The 16,742-nt window shown below is 67.4% G+C and carries 12 protein-coding genes; 7 read left to right on the top strand and 5 right to left on the bottom strand.

Annotated features, from left to right (window positions below):
* Positions 1 to 10 precede the first annotated feature (10 nt).
* The 3 genes from U5775_RS13490 to U5775_RS13480 all read right to left on the bottom strand — a co-directional run bounded on the left by U5775_RS13490 (position 11) and on the right by U5775_RS13480 (position 4,045).
* Positions 11 to 1,399 (bottom strand): undecaprenyl-phosphate glucose phosphotransferase, encoded by a 1,389-nt coding sequence (locus tag U5775_RS13490; RefSeq protein ID WP_322058627.1) that lies wholly within the window; start codon positions 1,397 to 1,399, stop codon positions 11 to 13.
* A 31-nt stretch (positions 1,400 to 1,430) separates the two neighbouring features.
* Positions 1,431 to 2,975 (bottom strand): mannose-1-phosphate guanylyltransferase/mannose-6-phosphate isomerase, encoded by a 1,545-nt coding sequence (locus tag U5775_RS13485; protein ID WP_322058626.1) that lies wholly within the window; start codon positions 2,973 to 2,975, stop codon positions 1,431 to 1,433.
* Between the two features lie 83 nt (positions 2,976 to 3,058).
* A complete protein-coding gene (locus U5775_RS13480) occupies positions 3,059 to 4,045 on the bottom strand; it encodes a GlxA family transcriptional regulator (RefSeq protein ID WP_322058625.1) in 987 nt (328 codons plus the stop codon).
* A gap of 615 nt (positions 4,046 to 4,660) precedes the next feature.
* Here U5775_RS13480 and U5775_RS13475 point away from each other — a divergent pair.
* The 3 genes from U5775_RS13475 to U5775_RS13465 all read left to right on the top strand — a co-directional run bounded on the left by U5775_RS13475 (position 4,661) and on the right by U5775_RS13465 (position 8,560).
* Entirely contained in the window at positions 4,661 to 6,658 is a 1,998-nt protein-coding gene (locus U5775_RS13475; protein WP_322058624.1) for a hypothetical protein, read from the top strand.
* A 239-nt stretch (positions 6,659 to 6,897) separates the two neighbouring features.
* Positions 6,898 to 7,350 carry a GDP-mannose mannosyl hydrolase gene (locus U5775_RS13470; RefSeq protein ID WP_322058623.1) on the top strand — a complete coding sequence of 151 codons (453 nt, stop codon included), beginning with the start codon at positions 6,898 to 6,900 and terminating at the stop codon, positions 7,348 to 7,350.
* A gap of 205 nt (positions 7,351 to 7,555) precedes the next feature.
* Positions 7,556 to 8,560, top strand: a complete 1,005-nt coding sequence (locus U5775_RS13465) for a GlxA family transcriptional regulator (protein WP_322058622.1) — start codon at positions 7,556 to 7,558, stop codon at positions 8,558 to 8,560.
* Between the two features lie 92 nt (positions 8,561 to 8,652).
* Here U5775_RS13465 and hmpA read toward each other — a convergent pair whose 3' ends face one another.
* Both hmpA and U5775_RS13455 read right to left on the bottom strand, forming a co-directional pair.
* The gene (gene hmpA / locus U5775_RS13460; RefSeq protein ID WP_322058621.1) at positions 8,653 to 9,855 is read right to left on the bottom strand and encodes an NO-inducible flavohemoprotein; all 1,203 of its coding nucleotides are present in this window, start codon (positions 9,853 to 9,855) and stop codon (positions 8,653 to 8,655) included.
* Positions 9,856 to 10,024: 169 nt separating this feature from the next.
* Positions 10,025 to 10,630, bottom strand: a complete 606-nt coding sequence (locus U5775_RS13455; RefSeq protein WP_322058620.1) for a cob(I)yrinic acid a,c-diamide adenosyltransferase — start codon at positions 10,628 to 10,630, stop codon at positions 10,025 to 10,027.
* 225 nt (positions 10,631 to 10,855) lie between these two features.
* Between U5775_RS13455 and U5775_RS13450 the strand changes: the two genes are divergently transcribed.
* The 4 genes from U5775_RS13450 (at position 10,856) to glcF (ending at position 16,554) form a co-directional block, all read left to right on the top strand.
* Positions 10,856 to 12,280: an FAD-binding oxidoreductase gene (locus U5775_RS13450; RefSeq protein WP_322058619.1), complete on the top strand. Its 1,425-nt coding sequence runs from the start codon at positions 10,856 to 10,858 to the stop codon at positions 12,278 to 12,280.
* 132 nt (positions 12,281 to 12,412) lie between these two features.
* Positions 12,413 to 13,918, top strand: coding sequence for an FAD-linked oxidase C-terminal domain-containing protein (locus U5775_RS13445; protein WP_322058618.1), 1,506 nt, complete (start codon positions 12,413 to 12,415; stop codon positions 13,916 to 13,918).
* A gap of 299 nt (positions 13,919 to 14,217) precedes the next feature.
* A complete protein-coding gene (glcE, locus tag U5775_RS13440; protein ID WP_322058725.1) occupies positions 14,218 to 15,306 on the top strand; it encodes a glycolate oxidase subunit GlcE in 1,089 nt (362 codons plus the stop codon).
* 18 nt (positions 15,307 to 15,324) lie between these two features.
* Positions 15,325 to 16,554 carry a glycolate oxidase subunit GlcF gene (gene glcF / locus U5775_RS13435; protein WP_322058617.1) on the top strand — a complete coding sequence of 410 codons (1,230 nt, stop codon included), beginning with the start codon at positions 15,325 to 15,327 and terminating at the stop codon, positions 16,552 to 16,554.
* The last annotated feature ends 188 nt before the right edge of the window (positions 16,555 to 16,742 follow it).

Below are 16,742 nucleotides of genomic sequence, written 5' to 3'. Positions count from 1 at the left end.
ATCTGCGTTCTCAGTAAGCGTTGGGACTGGTCAGCCCGTGAACGATCGTGGCCGCGATGATGCGCATGTCGAGCCAGAACGACCAATGGCCGAGGTAGTACAGATCGTGCGCCACGCGCAGCTCCATTTTTTCGAGGCGATCGGTCTCGCCGCGAAAGCCGTTGACCTGCGCCCAGCCCGTGATGCCCGGCTTGATGCGGTAGCGGTGGATATACCCCGTCACCACGCGCTGGTAGAGGTCGTCGTGCTCGAGCGCGTGCGGGCGCGGGCCGACCACCGACATGTCGCCGCGCAGCACGTTGTAGAACTGCGGCAGCTCGTCGAGACTCGTGCGGCGCAGGAACGCGCCCAGCCGCGTCACGCGCGGGTCGCCGCGCGTGGCCTGGCTCACCGTGCCCGGCGCTTCGCTATGCACGCGCATCGTGCGGAATTTGTAGATCGTGAACACGCGGCCATCGGCGCCCTTGCGGCGCTGCCTGAAGAAGACCGGCCCCGGCGACGAGAGCTTCACGGCGATGGCGATGCCGATCAAAAGCGGCATCAGGCCGATGAGCGCCGCGCTCGCGAACAGCCGGTCGAACAGCGCCTTCTTGAACTGCGCGCCCGCGGACAGCGGCGAGGCCACCAGATTGATCGCCGGCACGCCGAGCAGCTCGATCACACTGCTGGTTTCAAAGAGCGCGAGCGAGCGCACGTCGGGAATGAAGCGGATGTTCACGAGATCGTTGCGGAATTCGGTGACGAGCCGCACCACGGTGCGCTCCTCGGCCAGCGAGAGCGCGAGCCAGAGCTCATGCACGTCATGCTCGCGGATGTATTGCGCGAACGCCTCGATGGTGTCGCAAAGCGTGGCGTGGCCGCCGTTCACGGGCCGTATCTGCGGCATCGTGTTGTAGAGCGCGGTGGCGCGAAAACCCGAGCCCGGCTCGGCATCGATGCGCCGCGCGATCTCGTCGCACTGCGTGGCCGATCCGGCGATCGCGACCTGATGGAGGTTGTGCCCCGCTCGCCGCACGTGCGCGAGCACGCCATGCGCGCCGATGCGCCACGCAATCAGCAGCGCGCCCGACACCGCGGTCCAGTACGCGAACCAGAGCCGCGAAACCGCGTCCACGTGATGCACCATCGAGTACATGGCAATCAGCGCGCAGCCCTGCACCACGAGCCACGCGAGCGACACCTCGCCCGCCAGCAGCGCCTTGGAGCGGCCGCGCCACGACTGATAGAGCTCGAACGCCGGAAAGATCGCGAGTGCGAACGCGGCCGCGAGCAGCACGAACGCCTCGTTCATGCCGCGCGGCGCGATGTCGTCGAAGCGGATCTGCGAGGCCACGCTCGCGCCGAGCACCACCGCGATCACGTCCAGCATCCTCGCCATGAGGTTTTGAAGCTCACGCATGTCAGTCACCTTGCCGCTCGCGCCGGGCCGCTCAACTGCAGCGGCCGTAGGTATCGTCGAAGCGGACGATATCGTCCTCGCCCAGATACGCGCCCGATTGCACCTCGATGATCTCGAGCGGCAGCTTGCCGGGGTTTTCGAGCCGATGGCGCACGCCAAGCGGGATATAGGTCGACTCGTTCTCGCTCAACAGAAAGGATTCCTCACCACGTGTGACGAGCGCGGTGCCGCGCACGATGGTCCAATGCTCCGCACGATGGTGATGCAGTTGCAGCGAGAGCCGCGCGCCGGGCGTCACGACAATGCGCTTGACCTGAAAGCGTTCGCCATGATCGATCGAGTCGTAGAACCCCCACGGGCGCTGCACCTTGCGGTGCGCGTCGGCCTCGGGCGCGTGCTGCGCCTTGATGCGCGCGACCAGCCCCTTCACGTCCTGGACCTTCGAGCGGTCGACGACCAGCACGGCGTCGGCGGTCTCGACCACGACGAGATTCGAGGTGCCCACGCAGGCGACGAGACGGCCTTCGGAATGCGCATAGCTCGCGACGGCGCCTTCGAACACCACGCGCCCGCGCCCCGCGTTGCCGGCTTCGTCCTTTTCCATCGCGGCCCACACGGCGTCCCACGAGCCGAGGTCGGACCAGCCCGCGTCGAGCGCGACCACCACGCCTTCGGGCGTCCAGCCGCTGCTGCTGGAAAGCCGCTCCATCACCGCGTAGTCGATCGAGTCGGCGGGCGTGCGCGCGAACGCCGCCTCGGCCGGACGAAACACCGCGCCGTCCATCTGCCCGTCGACGAAGGCCGCGAGGCAGGCCGCGTGCATGTCGGGCTGCAGCGCGCGCAGCGCATCGAGCCAGACGCTCGCGCGCATCACGAAGATGCCGCTGTTCCACCAATAGCCGCCTTGCGCGACGTATTGCGCGGCGAGTTCGGGCGCGGGCTTTTCGACGAAGCCGTCGATGCGGTACGCGCCGTCTTCGAGCGCCGCGCCAACGCGGATATAGCCGAAGCCCGTCTCGGGCGAGCGCGGCGGCACGCCGAGCGTGACGATCGCGCCGCTCTGCGCGTGGCGCGCGGCACAGGCGAGCGCGCGCTGCAAGGCAGCCACGTCGGTGATCGCGTGGTCCGATGGCATCACGACGAGGATCGCGTCGTCGCCGTTCGCGCTCGCGAGCGCCGCGCCGAGCGTGAGCGCGGGCGCGGTATCGCGGCGTGCGGGCTCTATCACGAGCCGTGCGTCCACGCCGCACGCGTGCAGTTGCTCGGCGATCACGAAGCGGTGAGGCTCGCCGCACACCACGATCGGCGCGCTCGCGACCTGCCAGCCCGGCGGAAAACCGTCGAGCCGGCGCACGGTGGCCTGCAGCAGCGTATCGCTGCCGACCACCCCGATCAGCTGCTTCGGAAAATGCTCGCGCGACATCGGCCACAGGCGCGTGCCCGATCCGCCCGCGAGCACCACCGGCACGATGCGTGTGCACGCAAGCGCATCGCCTGGCTGCCCGTTTGGTGCATCCGCATCTGGCGCGACCGCTTCCGGGAGCGCCGCTTGCTCTACCCCTGATCTTTCCTTCATGTTCGGACTCCTGTGTATTGGACAGGGCCGCATCGTCGCGCTGCACACGATCCGGAAACCGCCAGGAAGCCGCTGCTAAGCGCTCAGCCTCCCGCTTCGCGGCGGCTTTGCTCGCGATACTCGGAGGGCGAGATCATCATGCGCTTGCGGAAAATCTTGGCGAGGCGATCGCCATTGCCCATGCCGGTGCGGCGCGCGATCTTGTCGACCGGCAACTCCGAATCGGTCAGCAGACTGCAGGTGATCGCAAGGCGCGCATGCAGCAGATAGTCCGATGGCGTGATGCCCATCTCCAGCTTGAAGCGGCGCAGGAAATTGCGTTCGCTCATCGCGGCGACCTGCGCCGCGTCGGCGATCGAGATCGCGCGCTGGCAGTTCTCCTGGAGCCAGCGCGCTGCCGTTCGCACCTTGTCGGCGGGCGCGCTGCCAAGGGCATCGCCGAGGAACGGCGTGAGGTTGCTGCCCGAGTCGGGCATCAGACGGTCGGTCACCGCGCGCGCGACGTCCACGCCCAGATCGCGCTTGACGAGCGTGAGCGCGCTCTTCATCGACTCGAGCCGGTCGCCGGCGTCGCCGCCGGGTTCGTCATGCAGGCCGTGCACCGGGTACGAGCCGAACTCGCGCTGGCTGCACAAGCTCGCCGCTTCGAGCAGCGAGCGCCCTTCGCCGATCGGGCGGATCGTGCCCGTATTCGCGTGCACGTGGCGCAGCCAGGCGATCAGGCGCTCGTCGTTGGCGGCCGCGTAAGCCCCCTTGCCGCCCGCGACGAAGAGCGCGTCGAAGCCCACATAGTGGTGCGCATCGAGCCCGTCGGTCCAGACCCGTACCGACGACGAGCAGGTCACGTTGCCGCCGTCGGAGGAGAGGATCCTTACGTCGTACGGCAAGCGGCGTGACGCGTCCGACGACAGTTCGTTGGCGACGTGAAAGACCTCCGCCACGATGCCGGCGCCGAGCAGCGAGCAGCCATCGAATAGCAGTATCGCGATGTGGCGCACCTCACGACTGATGCCCGAGGTCACCAGATGCGCATGAGCGAACGGCGGCAAATCCAGACTTGCGTATGCCATGCTTTTCCTCCAAACATTCCCCGTCCAAAGCGAAAAGTCCTGGTAATAGCATTCCGTGTGCAGTGCATCATAGGCAGAGAAAAATCAGCGCAACGACGACTGACCGAAACTGGCGAGACATTGGCGCATTTAGTCCGGTCGCGGCCCGTTTTGAAGCATGCGCCTTACGGCTTGCACCGGAAACAAGCCGTTGAAACGTCAATTCCTTCGATGAAATGAGCCAGACGCGCGCGCCTTACAAAAGGCGGTCGGGAGGCCATTGATACGACAAAAGCGGGTATTGTCTTCCGATCTTTGCGCAGGCGCAGGATGGAAAAAGGGGGGAAAGCAATGAGCACGCGCTTAATCGTCCGATTTAAACGGATTAAACAGGCTTTAAACGCCAGATCGGCGCGCGCATTTACGATATTAGGCGTTTCAAATCTGGTTGCACTGCACAATTACAAATAATGAATGAGGGCGCTTATATCCGTTTTGACAGTGCGCGACCGGATCGCGCGTGCTGTGTGCGGTAGCGCACGGACAATTGCGTGAAAAGCCTGGACCCTGGCGGCGCGCGCAGGCCGAGCGCCGCTAGGCTAGGCTTGCCTTGCCACGCTGCCGGGGAATTCGCCGATGAAGCCATGCTCCTCCGTTGGGTCCGTTCCGAAGCCTGCGCGCGCCGCGCGTAGCGCTGATGAGGCATTCGCCGCGCGGGCCCACGCGCGCCGGGCGGCGGCGTTGCCTTCGGCGCTCGCGTTCAGGTTCGCCGCCGTGCTCCTGCTGGCACTCGGCGCCCTGCTCGCCACGCAAGCGTGCCGCGCCGCCGACGCCCCGGTCTGCCGCCGCGCCGCCGGCAGCATCGCGTCGCCCGCGGGCGACGAACCGATCTCGGCGGACACGCCCGGCAGCGACGGCACGCGGCTCTTTGCACACGGCAAGAGCGTGCGCATCGAGGTGGTCACGCGCGCCGCGCGCGACGACACGGTGCAATGGCAGATTGCCGACACGTGGGGCCGCGCCCAGGCGAGCGGCACCTTCCCCGTTGCCGCCGGCGCGCGCGTCACCGCGCTCGTCTGCACAATGCCGCTCGCCGGCTACTTCGCCTTCTCCGCGTCGCTCGCCTCGCAACCGTCCGCCGGCTTGCCTCAGCGCGGCACGCGCCCGGCCGGCATCGCCACCTTCGGCGTGCTGCCCGACGTGTTCGCCACGCTGCCGGCGCCGCGCTTCGCGCGCGAGGATCTGCACCGCTTCGGCGGCCAGGGCACGGCCTACATCGCGCCGGGCCAGCATTGCTGCGGCGGCGACGGCTTTCGTCCGCTCTATACCGACCTCGGCCTCGCGTGGGCCAACGACAACCGCAACTGGTACACCATGGAGCCGAAAGGTCCGGGTACGTTCGATCCCTCGACCGCGGAGCTCGCCAGCGGATTTCGCCCCGGCAACATCATGCGGCTGATCCTGCTCGACGGCATTCCGGCGTGGGCGAGCCCGAACGGCCAGGAAACCCACAGCTATGCGCCCGTCTCGGAGGCGCAATTGCGCGACTACATGGCGCGCGTGGGCACCGAGTCCGCGCGCGTGCGCGCGAAGACCTTCCCGCGCCAGGCGCACAACTACTATCAGGTCACGTGGGAGCCCGACCCGGATGGCGGCTTGCCCTGGAAAGACACCGACGCCCATTTCGTCGATCTCTATGCCTCCGTCTGGCAAGGCATACACTCGACCGATCCATCGGCGGTCGTGATGGGACTCACCTATTCCGGCGTGAGCGACAACACCAAGTGGCTCAAACATTTCGCACAACTTGGCATTACGCGCTATCTCGACGGCCTCACGATCCACGGCTATTACGACTTCGGCACGAGCCCCTCGCATCCGCCCGAGCGGCTCGCCGACGCCCCGGCGGGCAGCACGCCCTCGTTGCCCGTCGCGATGCGCGCACTGCGGGCCACGATGCGCGACTTGCTCAAGCCCGGCGCGCCGCTCTTCGTGACCGAGACCGGCATCAGCTACGACCTCGGCGCGAAGTACGGCCCGCATTATCCCGACGCGCAGACGCTGTACGCCCAGGGCGCCGTGGTCGCGCGCACGCATTTGATCATGCTGGGCGAAGGGGCCGACGTGACCTTCGTGTTCTACGGCGCCGACATGCCCGACACCACACCGGGCTACGGCGTGTTTTTCGAGCTCGATCATCCGCAGGGCGCCTATGGCGCGGCGAACATCAGCCCCAAGCCGGCCGCGCTCGCGGTGGCGGCCATGACGCGCCTGATCGACGGCACCGTCACGCTCGGGCCGCTGCGCGGCACGCCCGCGGGCGTCTACGCCTATGCGTTCGCGCGGCCCGACGGCAAGGTGGTCACGGCGCTATGGAGCCACGACAACGCGCACTGGAGCGCGAGCGCCGGCTTCGACTCGACCCGTGCAACGCGCTGGACGCTCCAGGTGGATGCGCGCGGCCGCTCGGGCCAGGTGAGCGTGTTCGACATGATGGGCAACGTCTCGACGATGCGCTACGAGGACGGGCTGCTGCCGCTCAGCTTGACCGAGTCGCCGATCTACGTGGTGTCCGGCAACGCCGACGTCGTCAAGGCGAACGCGACGACGCCCGCGGGCTACGTCACGCATTGAGGCCGCGAACGACTTGAATGAAGCGGATGAAGCGAAAGTGGCGAAAGAGACCGCAAAGCGCGCATCTTGGCCCTCGATGGCGAAACTTCGGCGGCAAACGACAGTGCGCGGCGATATCGAGCCGCCTAGACTGACTGCAGTTGACCGTGCTGCTGCCTGCTCCGTCGCTTCCCTGCGCCACGCGCACGAGGCGAGCGGGCGCCGCCCCGCGTCTTCCCCACCCAACGGAAGGCCCGCTCATGCTGTCGCCTACCGAATTCCTCGATGTGGTGCGCCTCGCGCCGCTGGTCGCGATCGACCTGATCGTCGCGGACGCGGACGGCCGCATCCTCGTAGGCCAGCGGCGCAATCGTCCCGCGCGCGGCACGTGGTTCGTGCCGGGCGGGCGCATCCGCAAGGAGGAGCGTCTGGACGCCGCGTTCACGCGCATCGTCGACACCGAGCTCGGCATCGCGGGCATGCAGCGATCGGCGGCGCGCTTCGGCGGCGTGTACGAGCATCTGTATCCGGACAACTTCGCGGCGGAGAACGGCATCGGCACGCATTACGTGGTGCTCGCCTATGCGTTCACGCTCGACAGCACCGTGCCGGTCGGGCGCTTCGACCAGCACAGCCAGTATGCGTGGCTCGCGCCCGAGGAACTGCTCACGCGCGACGACGTGCACCCGAACACGAAGGCTTATTTCCGCTAGATGGCCGGCAGCAGGAACGGCCACCCCGGCGCAGCTTAACCGGCGCATATCGAGCCATTCTGCCAATTTCTCTGCGTTTTCCGACTGCGCGGCGCAGCGGCCACGGCATGCCGCCTATCATGAGAGCCATCGAAGCGCGGCACGTCTCGCGCCCGCGAAAATGCAACGTACTCCTGCGAATCCATTTCTGCGCGAGGGACCGGCCATGCACATCGATCGGGTGATCTGCCGGCAAGCCGCTTTCCGGCCGCGCGGCACTCACTTCAAACTGGCACACATGGGCAAGCGCATCGGCATCCTGGTTTTCGAGGGTTTCCCGCTCGGGGACGTGAGCCTGCTCGCCGATGTATTTCGTCTTGCTAACGATGCGTGCGGCGGCATGCTGCCGTTCTATTCGCTCGCGATGCTCTCCGGCACGGGCGGCAGCGTCGCGAGCAACTGCGGGCTGCGCGTCTGGACAGAGAGCCTGCATGGGCCGCTGCGCAGCGGCTTCGACACCCTCTTCATCGCGGGCGGCTCGGGCGCCACCGAAGCGCGCGACAACGAGCGCTTGCTCGCGCGCCTGCAGGCGCTCGCGCCGAAGGTGCGCATCATGCGCGCGCTCGGCGAGGGACGCACGGTGCTGGCCGCCGCCGACATGTCGTTCCTGCGCACCAGCCTGAACGCGGCAGCGCCGGCGCAGCGGCTGCGCCGCTCGCTCGAGGCGCATAGTGCAAGCGCTTCGGTGGCCACGCCGCCCGAGGCGCTGGTCGCCGCGCTCAAGGTCGTCAAGCGCAATCAGGGCGTCCTGCTCGCGCAGCGGGTGTCCGAAGACGCGATGCCCGGCGCGTGGGAACGCCTCGGCCCCATGCTCGACGACGGCGAATCGGACAGCGCGAACGGCAAGATCAGCTCGGCCGCGCACTGGCTGCGCGAGAACTACCACCAGCCGATCTCGGTCGCCGATGCGGCGCGCGTCGCGCAGATGAGCATGCGCAACTTCCTGCGCCACTTCAAGACGCAGACCGGCCTCACGCCTTCCGAATATCTGCTGCGTGCGCGTCTCGACGCGAGTTGCCTGCTGCTCGCGCAAACCAATCTGCCGATCGACGAGATCGCGCAACGCTGCGGCGTGCCGCGCGGAGAGCAACTCGCGCGGATCTTCCGGCGCCGCCTGTCGATCTCGCCCTCCGGTTATCGCGCGGTGAACCGGCGCGCGTCGCACGAGTAAGGCGCGAGTAACGCGCGGGAGCGAGCGGCCTGCGCGGCGCGGCGCACGCAAACGCGCGCTGCGTGAAGCTCAGGCCGTTTCAGCGCGGTGCGTTACAGCGTGCCCGAGCCGAAGATCTCCGTATGGATGCGCGATGCGTCGACACCGCGAGCGATCAGCGCGTCGCGCTGCGCGCGCATGAACGCGACCGGGCCGCAAACGTAGTAGTCGGCATCCGGCAGGATCGCGTCGGCGGCGATACGATCGAGCTCGACGCGGCCTTCGAAGTCGTAATCGAAACCCACGCGGTCTTCGGCGCCCACCTCTTCGTAGAACACCGCGACGTTCACGTTCGGATGCTCGGCGGCGCTACGGCGCACCCACTCGCCGAAAGCATGCACGCTGCGGTTACGGCAGGCATGCACGAACGTCACCTGGCGCTCGCTGTGCTCGGCCAGCAGCGTGGCGAGCATCGACGCCATCGGCGTAATGCCCACGCCGCCGCTCATCAGCACGACCGGCGTGGTCTTCTTGCGATCGAGCTTGAATTCGCCCATCGGCGCGCTCACGTGCACGACCGCGCCTTCTTCCACGCCCGCATGCATCAGGTTCGAGACGTGGCCCGGCTCCACTTCGCCGCGACCGTCTTCGCGCTTGACCGAGATGCGCAGCCAGCGGCCGTGCGGGGCGTCGGAGAGGCTGTACTGGCGCGGCTGGTCGACGCCGAGCTTGTCGACGTAGCGCGTCACGCTCACGTACTGGCCCGGCTCGAAGCCGCCCGCCGACGCGCCATCCGAGGGCGCGAGGTAGAACGAGGTGATCTCGTCGCTTTCGACGTGCTTGCGCATCACCTTGAACGGACGGAAGCCGCTCCACGGCGCCGCTTCATAGAGCTTGGCCTCGGTGCCGATCATGATGTTCGCGAGCTGCTCGTAAGCCACCGTCCAGGCGTCGAGCGTGGGCTGATCGACGGCGTCGCCGAGCACGTCCACGACCGCACCCAGCAAATGGCGGCCGACGATCGGATAGTGCTCCGGACGAATGTTCAGGCTCGCATGCTTGTTCGCGATGTGCGAGACCGCGCCGCCGAGCGCGCCGAGATTGTCGATGTTCGCCGCGTAGGCGTAGACCGCGCGCGCGAGCGTTTCGGGCTGGCTGCCGCTCTTCTGGTGCGTCTGGTTGAAGATGTTCTTCAGTTCCGGATGCGCGTTGAACATCCGCTTGTAGAAGTGCTTCGTGATGGTGGCGCCGTGTTCGGCGAAAACGGGTGCGGTGGCTTTGACGCGGGCGATCTGATCGGCGGTGAGCGCAGTCATTGCGGCTTCTCCTTGTTAAACATGCAAACACGATACATGTTTAATGGGACAAGCCGCCCCAGGCATTTTGTCGCACCCCAGCATTTGCCCGATGGCGGGGCGCGAATGGTATCGGCGGCCCGGTTTGCGAGGCCGGCCGCCGTTTTCCCGGCGCTTCGCCGCGGTTCCTTTATTCGCTGGAGCCGGTGTCGGGCTGGCCGTTTGATGCACCGCGGTCATGGCGCCAGAGCACGTCGGCGCCGCCCGCCGCGCGGTTGAGCACGCGCGCGAGCACGAACATCAGGTCGGAGAGCCGGTTCACGTAGCGGCGCGGCGTTTGGGCCAGCGGCGCGGACGATGCACTCGCGCCCTGCCCGGCGCCGAGCGCGACGATGGCGCGCTCGGCGCGCCGGCACACGGTGCGGCAGACGTGCGCGAGCGCCGCCGCGCGCGAGCCCCCGGGGAGGATGAACTCCTTGAGCGGCGGCAGCGTGGCGTTGTACTCGGCGAGCCAGCCGTCGAGCCGCGCGAGATGCGTGTCCGTGACGACGGTGTGGCCGGGCATGCACAGCTCGCCGCCGAGGTCGAACAGGTCGTGCTGGATGGCCGTGAGCGCGGCGCGCACGTCGTCGGGCAGCGTCTCGCACAGCAGCACGCCGATATGTGAATTGAGTTCGTCGACCTCACCGATCGCGGCGATGCGCGCGTCGTCCTTGCGCACGCGGCTGCCGTCGCCGAGGCCCGTCGTGCCGTCGTCGCCCGTGCGCGTGGCGATCTTGCTCAGGCGGTTGCCCATGATGTGTCTCTCCGATTAGCAAACAGGTGGAATCGTCATTGTCTCCCGGCCGGCGCTCGCGGCCGGGCTGGCGGCGATTATAGATTTCGCCCCCGGCGCTTCGTGCTGCGCTTCGTGCCGCATTTCGTGCGCGGCAGCGGGCCGAACGCGCCCGCGAACGTTGAGCGTAAAATAAAACGCGCTCAAGACCACGATTCGCTACGCTCAAACCAAGGAGACACCCGCGTGAATCATCCCGCGCCGCCGGCCGTTACCGCCGCTCCCCGCCGCCCGTTCCCTGCCGATCTCCTCGACAAACTGCGCAGCGCGTTCGGCGAACGCGTCTCCACCTCCGAGGCCGTGCGCACCCATCATGGCCGCGACGAATCGCCGTTCGACCCGCAACTGCCCGACGCCGTCGTCTTCGCGCAAAACGCCGAAGAGGTCCAGTCGATCGTAAGACTGTGCGCGCAGTATGGCGTGCCGATCATCCCCTATGGCAACGGTTCGTCGCTCGAAGGCCATCTGCTTGCGGTCCAGGGCGGCGTCTCGATCGACCTCTCGCAGATGAACCGCGTGCTCTCGATCAACGCCGAGGATCTCACCGTCACCGTCGAGCCCGGCATCTCGCGCAAGGCGCTCAATGATGCGCTGCGCGACAGCGGCCTCTTCTTCCCCATCGACCCGGGCGCCGATGCGAGCATCGGCGGCATGTCGGCGACGCGCGCCTCCGGCACCAACGCCGTGCGCTACGGCACGATGCGCGAGAACGTGCTCGGCCTCACCGCCGTGCTCGCGGATGGCCGCGTCATCAAGACCGGCACGCGCGCGCGCAAGTCGTCGGCGGGGTACGACCTCACGCGCCTGTTCGTGGGCTCCGAAGGCACGCTCGGCGTGATCACCGAAATCACCGTGCGGCTCTATCCGCAGCCCGAAGCGGTGTCGGCGGCCGTATGCGCATTTCCCTCGATGGCCGAGGCCGTGCGCACGGTCATCGAGACGATCCAGATGGGCGTGCCGATCGCACGCGTGGAATTCATCGACTCGCTCGCGGTGCGCGCGATCAATCGCCACTCGAACCTGACGCTGCAAGAAAAGCACACGCTCTTTTTCGAGTTCCATGGCACCGAGGCGGGCGTGGCGGAACAGGCGCAACTCGTGCAGGAGCTGGCCGCGCAAAACGGCGGCGAAGGCTTCGAATGGGCGACGCGCCCCGAAGACCGCAGCCGCCTGTGGAACGCGCGGCACAGTGCCTACTTCGCCATGCTGCAGTTGAAGCCCGGCTGCCGCGCCGTGACGACGGACGTCTGCGTGCCGATCTCGCGCCTCGCCGAATGCGTGGTGGAAACCGAGGCGGACCTCAAGGCGTCGTCGCTGCCGTGTCCGATCGTGGGCCACGTGGGCGACGGCAACTTCCATGTCGCGATCCTGATCGACCCGGACAAGCCCGAGGAGATCGAGGAGGCCGAGCGCCTGAACCACCGCATCGTGCAGCGCGCGATCCGCATGGACGGCACCTGCACGGGCGAGCATGGCGTGGGACTGCACAAGATGGGCTTTCTCGTGGAGGAGCATGGCGCCGACACGATCGACACCATGCGCGCGATCAAGCACGCACTCGATCCGCACAATCTGATGAATCCCGGCAAGATCTTCAGTTGGGGGGCGTAGTACCGGATGCCCCTCGCCGCGCGCGGCTCGCGCGTGCGGCGCCTTCGACGACACGACCGGCTGCGCGGCAAGCATCGACATGAACGTCGGCACACCAGCCGCAGCCACGGCCCCAGACAAGCTGGAGGAGAGATGAACGCACCGGAGGCGAATTTGCCGGAGCTGACGCCGGAAGTCCTCGCGCAACGGCAGCGCGAAGTGGTTCAGGCGTTGATGGCGGTGCTGCCTGCGCACTGCCTGCTGCATCGGGAAGAAGACACGGTCGCCTATGAATGCGACGGGCTGGCGGCCTACAGGCGGCTGCCGCTTGCCGTGGCGCTGCCGGAAACGGAATCGCAGGTGCAGCGCATCGTGCAGATCTGCCGGCGTCTGGACGTGCCCATCGTGCCGCGCGGCGCGGGCACCGGCCTCTCGGGCGGCGCCATGCCGATCCGCCACGGCATCGTGCTCTCGCTCGCGCGCTTCAAGCGCATTCTCGAAGTGGATCCTTACGCGCGCACGGCCACCGTGCAGCCCGGCGTGCGCAATCTCGCGGTGTCCGAGGCGGCCGCGCCTTACGGCCTCTATTACGCGCCCGATCCGTCGTCGCAGATTGCCTGCACGATCGGCGGCAACGTCTCGGAAAATTCGGGCGGCGTGCATTGCCTCAAATACGGCCTCACGGTGCACAACGTGCTGCGCGTGCGCGCGGTGACGATGGACGCCGAGATCGTCGAGTTCGGCTCGCTCGGCCCCGACGCGCCGGGGCTCGATCTGCTCGCGGTCATGATCGGCAGCGAGGGCATGTTCGCCATCGTCACCGAAGTCACGGTCAAGCTGATTCCGCGTCCGCAGACGGCGCAGGTGATCATGGCGAGCTTCGACGACGTCGTGAAAGGCGGCGACGCGGTGGCGGGCATCGTCGCCGCGGGCATCATTCCGGCGGGCCTCGAAATGATGGACAAGCCCGCCACGCGCGCGGTGGAGGAGTTCGTCAACGCGGGCTACGATCTCGACGCCGCCGCAATCCTGCTGTGCGAATCCGACGGCACCACCGAGGAAGTCGCCGAGGAAATCGCGCGCATGACCGTCGTGCTGCGCGAGCATGGCGCGACGCGCATCCAGATCTCGCGTACCGAGGAAGAGCGCCTGCGTTTCTGGTCGGGCCGCAAGAATGCGTTTCCGGCGGCGGGCCGTATTTCTCCCGACTATTACTGCATGGACGGCACGGTGCCGCGCCGCGCGATCGGGCCGCTGCTCGCGCGCATTCATGAAATGGAAGCGCAGTACCGGCTGCGCTGCATCAACGTGTTCCATGCGGGCGACGGCAACATGCACCCGCTCATTCTCTTTAACGGCAACGATCTCGACGAATGGCACCGCGCCGAGGCGTTCGGCTCGGACATCCTCGAAACCTGCGTGGAGCTGGGCGGCACGGTCACGGGCGAGCACGGCGTGGGCATCGAAAAGATCAACTCGATGTGCGTGCAGTTCTCGCGCGAAGAGCGCGACGCTTTTTTTGCCGTGAAGCATGCGTTCGACCCGGCCGGCCTGCTCAATCCCGACAAGGGCATCCCCACGCGGGCGCGCTGCGCCGAATACGGCAGGATGCACGTGCGCGGGAACCTGCTGCCGCATCCGGACCTGCCGCGGTTTTAATCGCGCTGTTAACCATACTTCCAGGCGCGTTTTTAAACCGGCGTTTTTAAACCGGGCCTCCGGGCCCTGCTTGCGCAGCATCGCGAACCGGTACTGCGCAAGTCGCCATGCAAAACGCATGTTCCAGGTGAACGCTGGAGCTGGGGCTGTGCGTTTTGCATGCCATTTCCTGCGGCCCGCCTGATTTCCCGACTCCCCTCCTTTGCGTCGCGCCGCCATGCGGGCCTGCCCCGGGTTGCCAGAGTGGGGCGCGTCAGTACAATCGAGCGAACCACAACGACAAACGCGCCATGGAAATCATGGAAGAGGACGATATCGTCGCGGTCTGGTCCGAGCGCATTCGCTCGGCAACCGCAGACGGACGCACGCTGCGCATACGCGGCGGCGGCACGAAAGACTGGTATGGCCAGATGCTCGAAGGCGAGGTGCTCGACACGCGCGCGCATCGGGGCATCGTTTCCTACGACCCTGCCGAGCTCGTCATTACCGCGCGGGCCGGCACGCCGCTGCTCGAGATCGAGCACGCGCTCGCGACACACGGCCAGATGCTTCCTTTCGAGCCGCCCCACTTCGGCCCCCAGGCCACGTTCGGCGGCTGCATCGCCGCCGGCATTGCCGGGCCGCGCCGCGCGAGCACGGGTGCGGCGCGCGATTTCGTGCTGGGCGCGGTGCTCATGAACGGCCACGGCGAGGTGCTGCACTTTGGCGGCCAGGTCGTGAAGAACGTGGCCGGCTACGACGTCTCGCGCCTGATGGCGGGCTCGCTCGGCACGCTTGGCCTCATTCTCGAGCTTTCGGTGAAGGTGCTGCCCATCGCACAGGCGGAGACCACGCTCAAGTTCGACATGAACGGCACCGACGCCGTGCGCAAGCTCAACGAATGGGGCGGCCGGCCGCTGCCGATGACGGCGAGCGCCTGGCGCAACGGCACGCTCGCCGTGCGGCTCGCGGGCGCGGAGGCCGGCGTAAAGGCCGCGCGCGCGTCGCTGGGCGGCGAAGTCGTGGACGCCGTGGAAGCGGAGCGCTTCTGGGCCGGATTGCGCGAGCAGACCGACCCGTTCTTCGCCTCGATCGCGCCGAACGCCGCACTGTGGCGTCTCGCGCTGCCCTCGATTGCCGAGCCGTTGCAGTTGCCGGGCACGCAACTGATGGAATGGGGCGGCGCGCAACGCTGGTGGATCACCGAAACCGACGCGCAAACGGTGCGCATCAGCGCGAAGCAGGCCGGCGGCCATGCCACGATGTTCCGCACGGGCCGCGACTACGACCGCAGCGCCGGGGTGTTCACGCCGCTGCCCGCGCCGCTCATGAAGATTCACCGCGGCCTGAAGGCCGCGTTCGACCCGGCCCGCATCTTCAATCGCGGGCGTCTCTACTCCGACTTCTGACCCAACCTTCACGCGGCGATGCAGACGAACCTCGCGGACTTCATTCGCAACACTCCCGACGGCGACGAAGCCGACGCGATCCTGCGCAAGTGCGTGCACTGCGGCTTCTGTACCGCGACCTGCCCGACCTACCAGTTGCTCGGCGACGAGCTGGACGGCCCCCGCGGGCGCATCTATCTGATGAAACAGATGGTCGAAGGCGCCCCGGTCACGAAGAGCACGCTCACGCATCTCGACCGCTGCCTCACCTGCCGCAGTTGCGAAACCACCTGCCCTTCCGGCGTGCAATACGGCAGGCTCGTGGAAGTGGGCCGCAAGCACGCCGAGCAGATGGTGCCGCGCCCGTTGCGCCAGCGCCTCACGCGGCGCTTCCTCGCGGGCTTCCTGCCCCAGCGCATGCTGTTCTCTCCGGCCATGCGTGTGGCCCAGCAGGTGCGCGCGCTGCTGCCGCGGCGGCTGCGCGACAAGGTGCCGGTGCGCCAGCGCCCGCTCGCGTGGCCCACGGCGAAGCACGCGCGCAAGATGCTCATGCTCCAGGGCTGCGTGCAGCCTTCGATGATGCCGAACATCAACACGGCCACGGCGCGCGTGCTCGATGCGCTCGGCATCGAAACCGTGGTGGCGCCGCAGGCCGGCTGCTGCGGCGCGATCCGCCTGCACCTGGGATACGTGGACGATGCGCTCCACGACGTGCGCGCGAACATCGACGCCTGGTGGCCCTACGTCGAGCACGGCGTGGAGGCGATCGTCATGAATGCCTCGGGCTGCGGCGCGACGGTCAAGGAATACGCGCACCTGCTGCGCAACGATCCGGCCTACGCGGACAAGGCGCGACGCATTGCCGAACTCACGCGCGATCTTTCGGAGATCCTGCCCGCGTTTCAGGACCAGCTCGTGGCCGCCACGCGCAGACGTGGCATTCACGCCGTGGCGTATCACCCGCCCTGCACGCTGCAGCACGGCCAGCAACTGCGTGGCGGCGTGGAAAAGGTGCTCGCCGCGCTCGGGCTGGACGTGCGCCTGCCTGTCGACAGCCACTTGTGCTGCGGCTCCGCCGGGACTTACTCGATCACGCAGCCGCGCCTGTCCTACACGCTGCGCAACCAGAAGGTGGAGCGGCTCAAGGCGCTGGAGCCGCAATTGATCGTTTCGGCGAACATCGGCTGCATCGCGCATCTGCAAAGCGGCACGACGATTCCGGTCACGCACTGGATCGAACTCGTGGAACATATGCTGGCGGCCAACTAAGGGCAAACTGAACGCATTTCGGACGTTTCGTTGAAGAACCAGCGTAACGAATCGCCGCGCTCGCCAACAGTCGGCCATTCGGCATAGGGCTTTCGGCGGACCGCAAAGCGGGTTTTTAGCGCCGGGCGCAGTCCGCGCAGTCCGTATAATGGCCTTCGTTCGCTTCAAGTGCGCCACTACGGCCGCGG

The organism is Paraburkholderia sp. J63 (assembly GCF_905220245.1).
Taxonomy (GTDB): Bacteria; Pseudomonadota; Gammaproteobacteria; order Burkholderiales; family Burkholderiaceae; genus Paraburkholderia.
Note: the sequence above shows the minus strand (reverse complement) of the source record. Positions and strands in the feature narration are given on the sequence as shown.

Bases quoted from the DNA above. Each gene is read 5' to 3' on its own strand.
- U5775_RS13480 (WP_322058625.1), bottom strand. From the start codon at position 4,045: ATGGCATACGCAAGTCTGGATTTGCCGCCGTTCGCTCATGCGCATCTG.
- U5775_RS13475 (WP_322058624.1), top strand. From the start codon at position 4,661: ATGAAGCCATGCTCCTCCGTTGGGTCCGTTCCGAAGCCTGCGCGCGCC.
- U5775_RS13455 (WP_322058620.1), bottom strand. From the start codon at position 10,630: ATGGGCAACCGCCTGAGCAAGATCGCCACGCGCACGGGCGACGACGGC.
- U5775_RS13485 (WP_322058626.1), bottom strand. From the start codon at position 2,975: ATGAAGGAAAGATCAGGGGTAGAGCAAGCGGCGCTCCCGGAAGCGGTC.
- hmpA (WP_322058621.1), bottom strand. From the start codon at position 9,855: ATGACTGCGCTCACCGCCGATCAGATCGCCCGCGTCAAAGCCACCGCA.
- U5775_RS13470 (WP_322058623.1), top strand. From the start codon at position 6,898: ATGCTGTCGCCTACCGAATTCCTCGATGTGGTGCGCCTCGCGCCGCTG.
- glcE (WP_322058725.1), top strand. From the start codon at position 14,218: ATGGAAGAGGACGATATCGTCGCGGTCTGGTCCGAGCGCATTCGCTCG.
- U5775_RS13445 (WP_322058618.1), top strand. From the start codon at position 12,413: ATGAACGCACCGGAGGCGAATTTGCCGGAGCTGACGCCGGAAGTCCTC.
- glcF (WP_322058617.1), top strand. From the start codon at position 15,325: ATGCAGACGAACCTCGCGGACTTCATTCGCAACACTCCCGACGGCGAC.
- U5775_RS13465 (WP_322058622.1), top strand. From the start codon at position 7,556: ATGCACATCGATCGGGTGATCTGCCGGCAAGCCGCTTTCCGGCCGCGC.
- U5775_RS13490 (WP_322058627.1), bottom strand. From the start codon at position 1,399: ATGCGTGAGCTTCAAAACCTCATGGCGAGGATGCTGGACGTGATCGCG.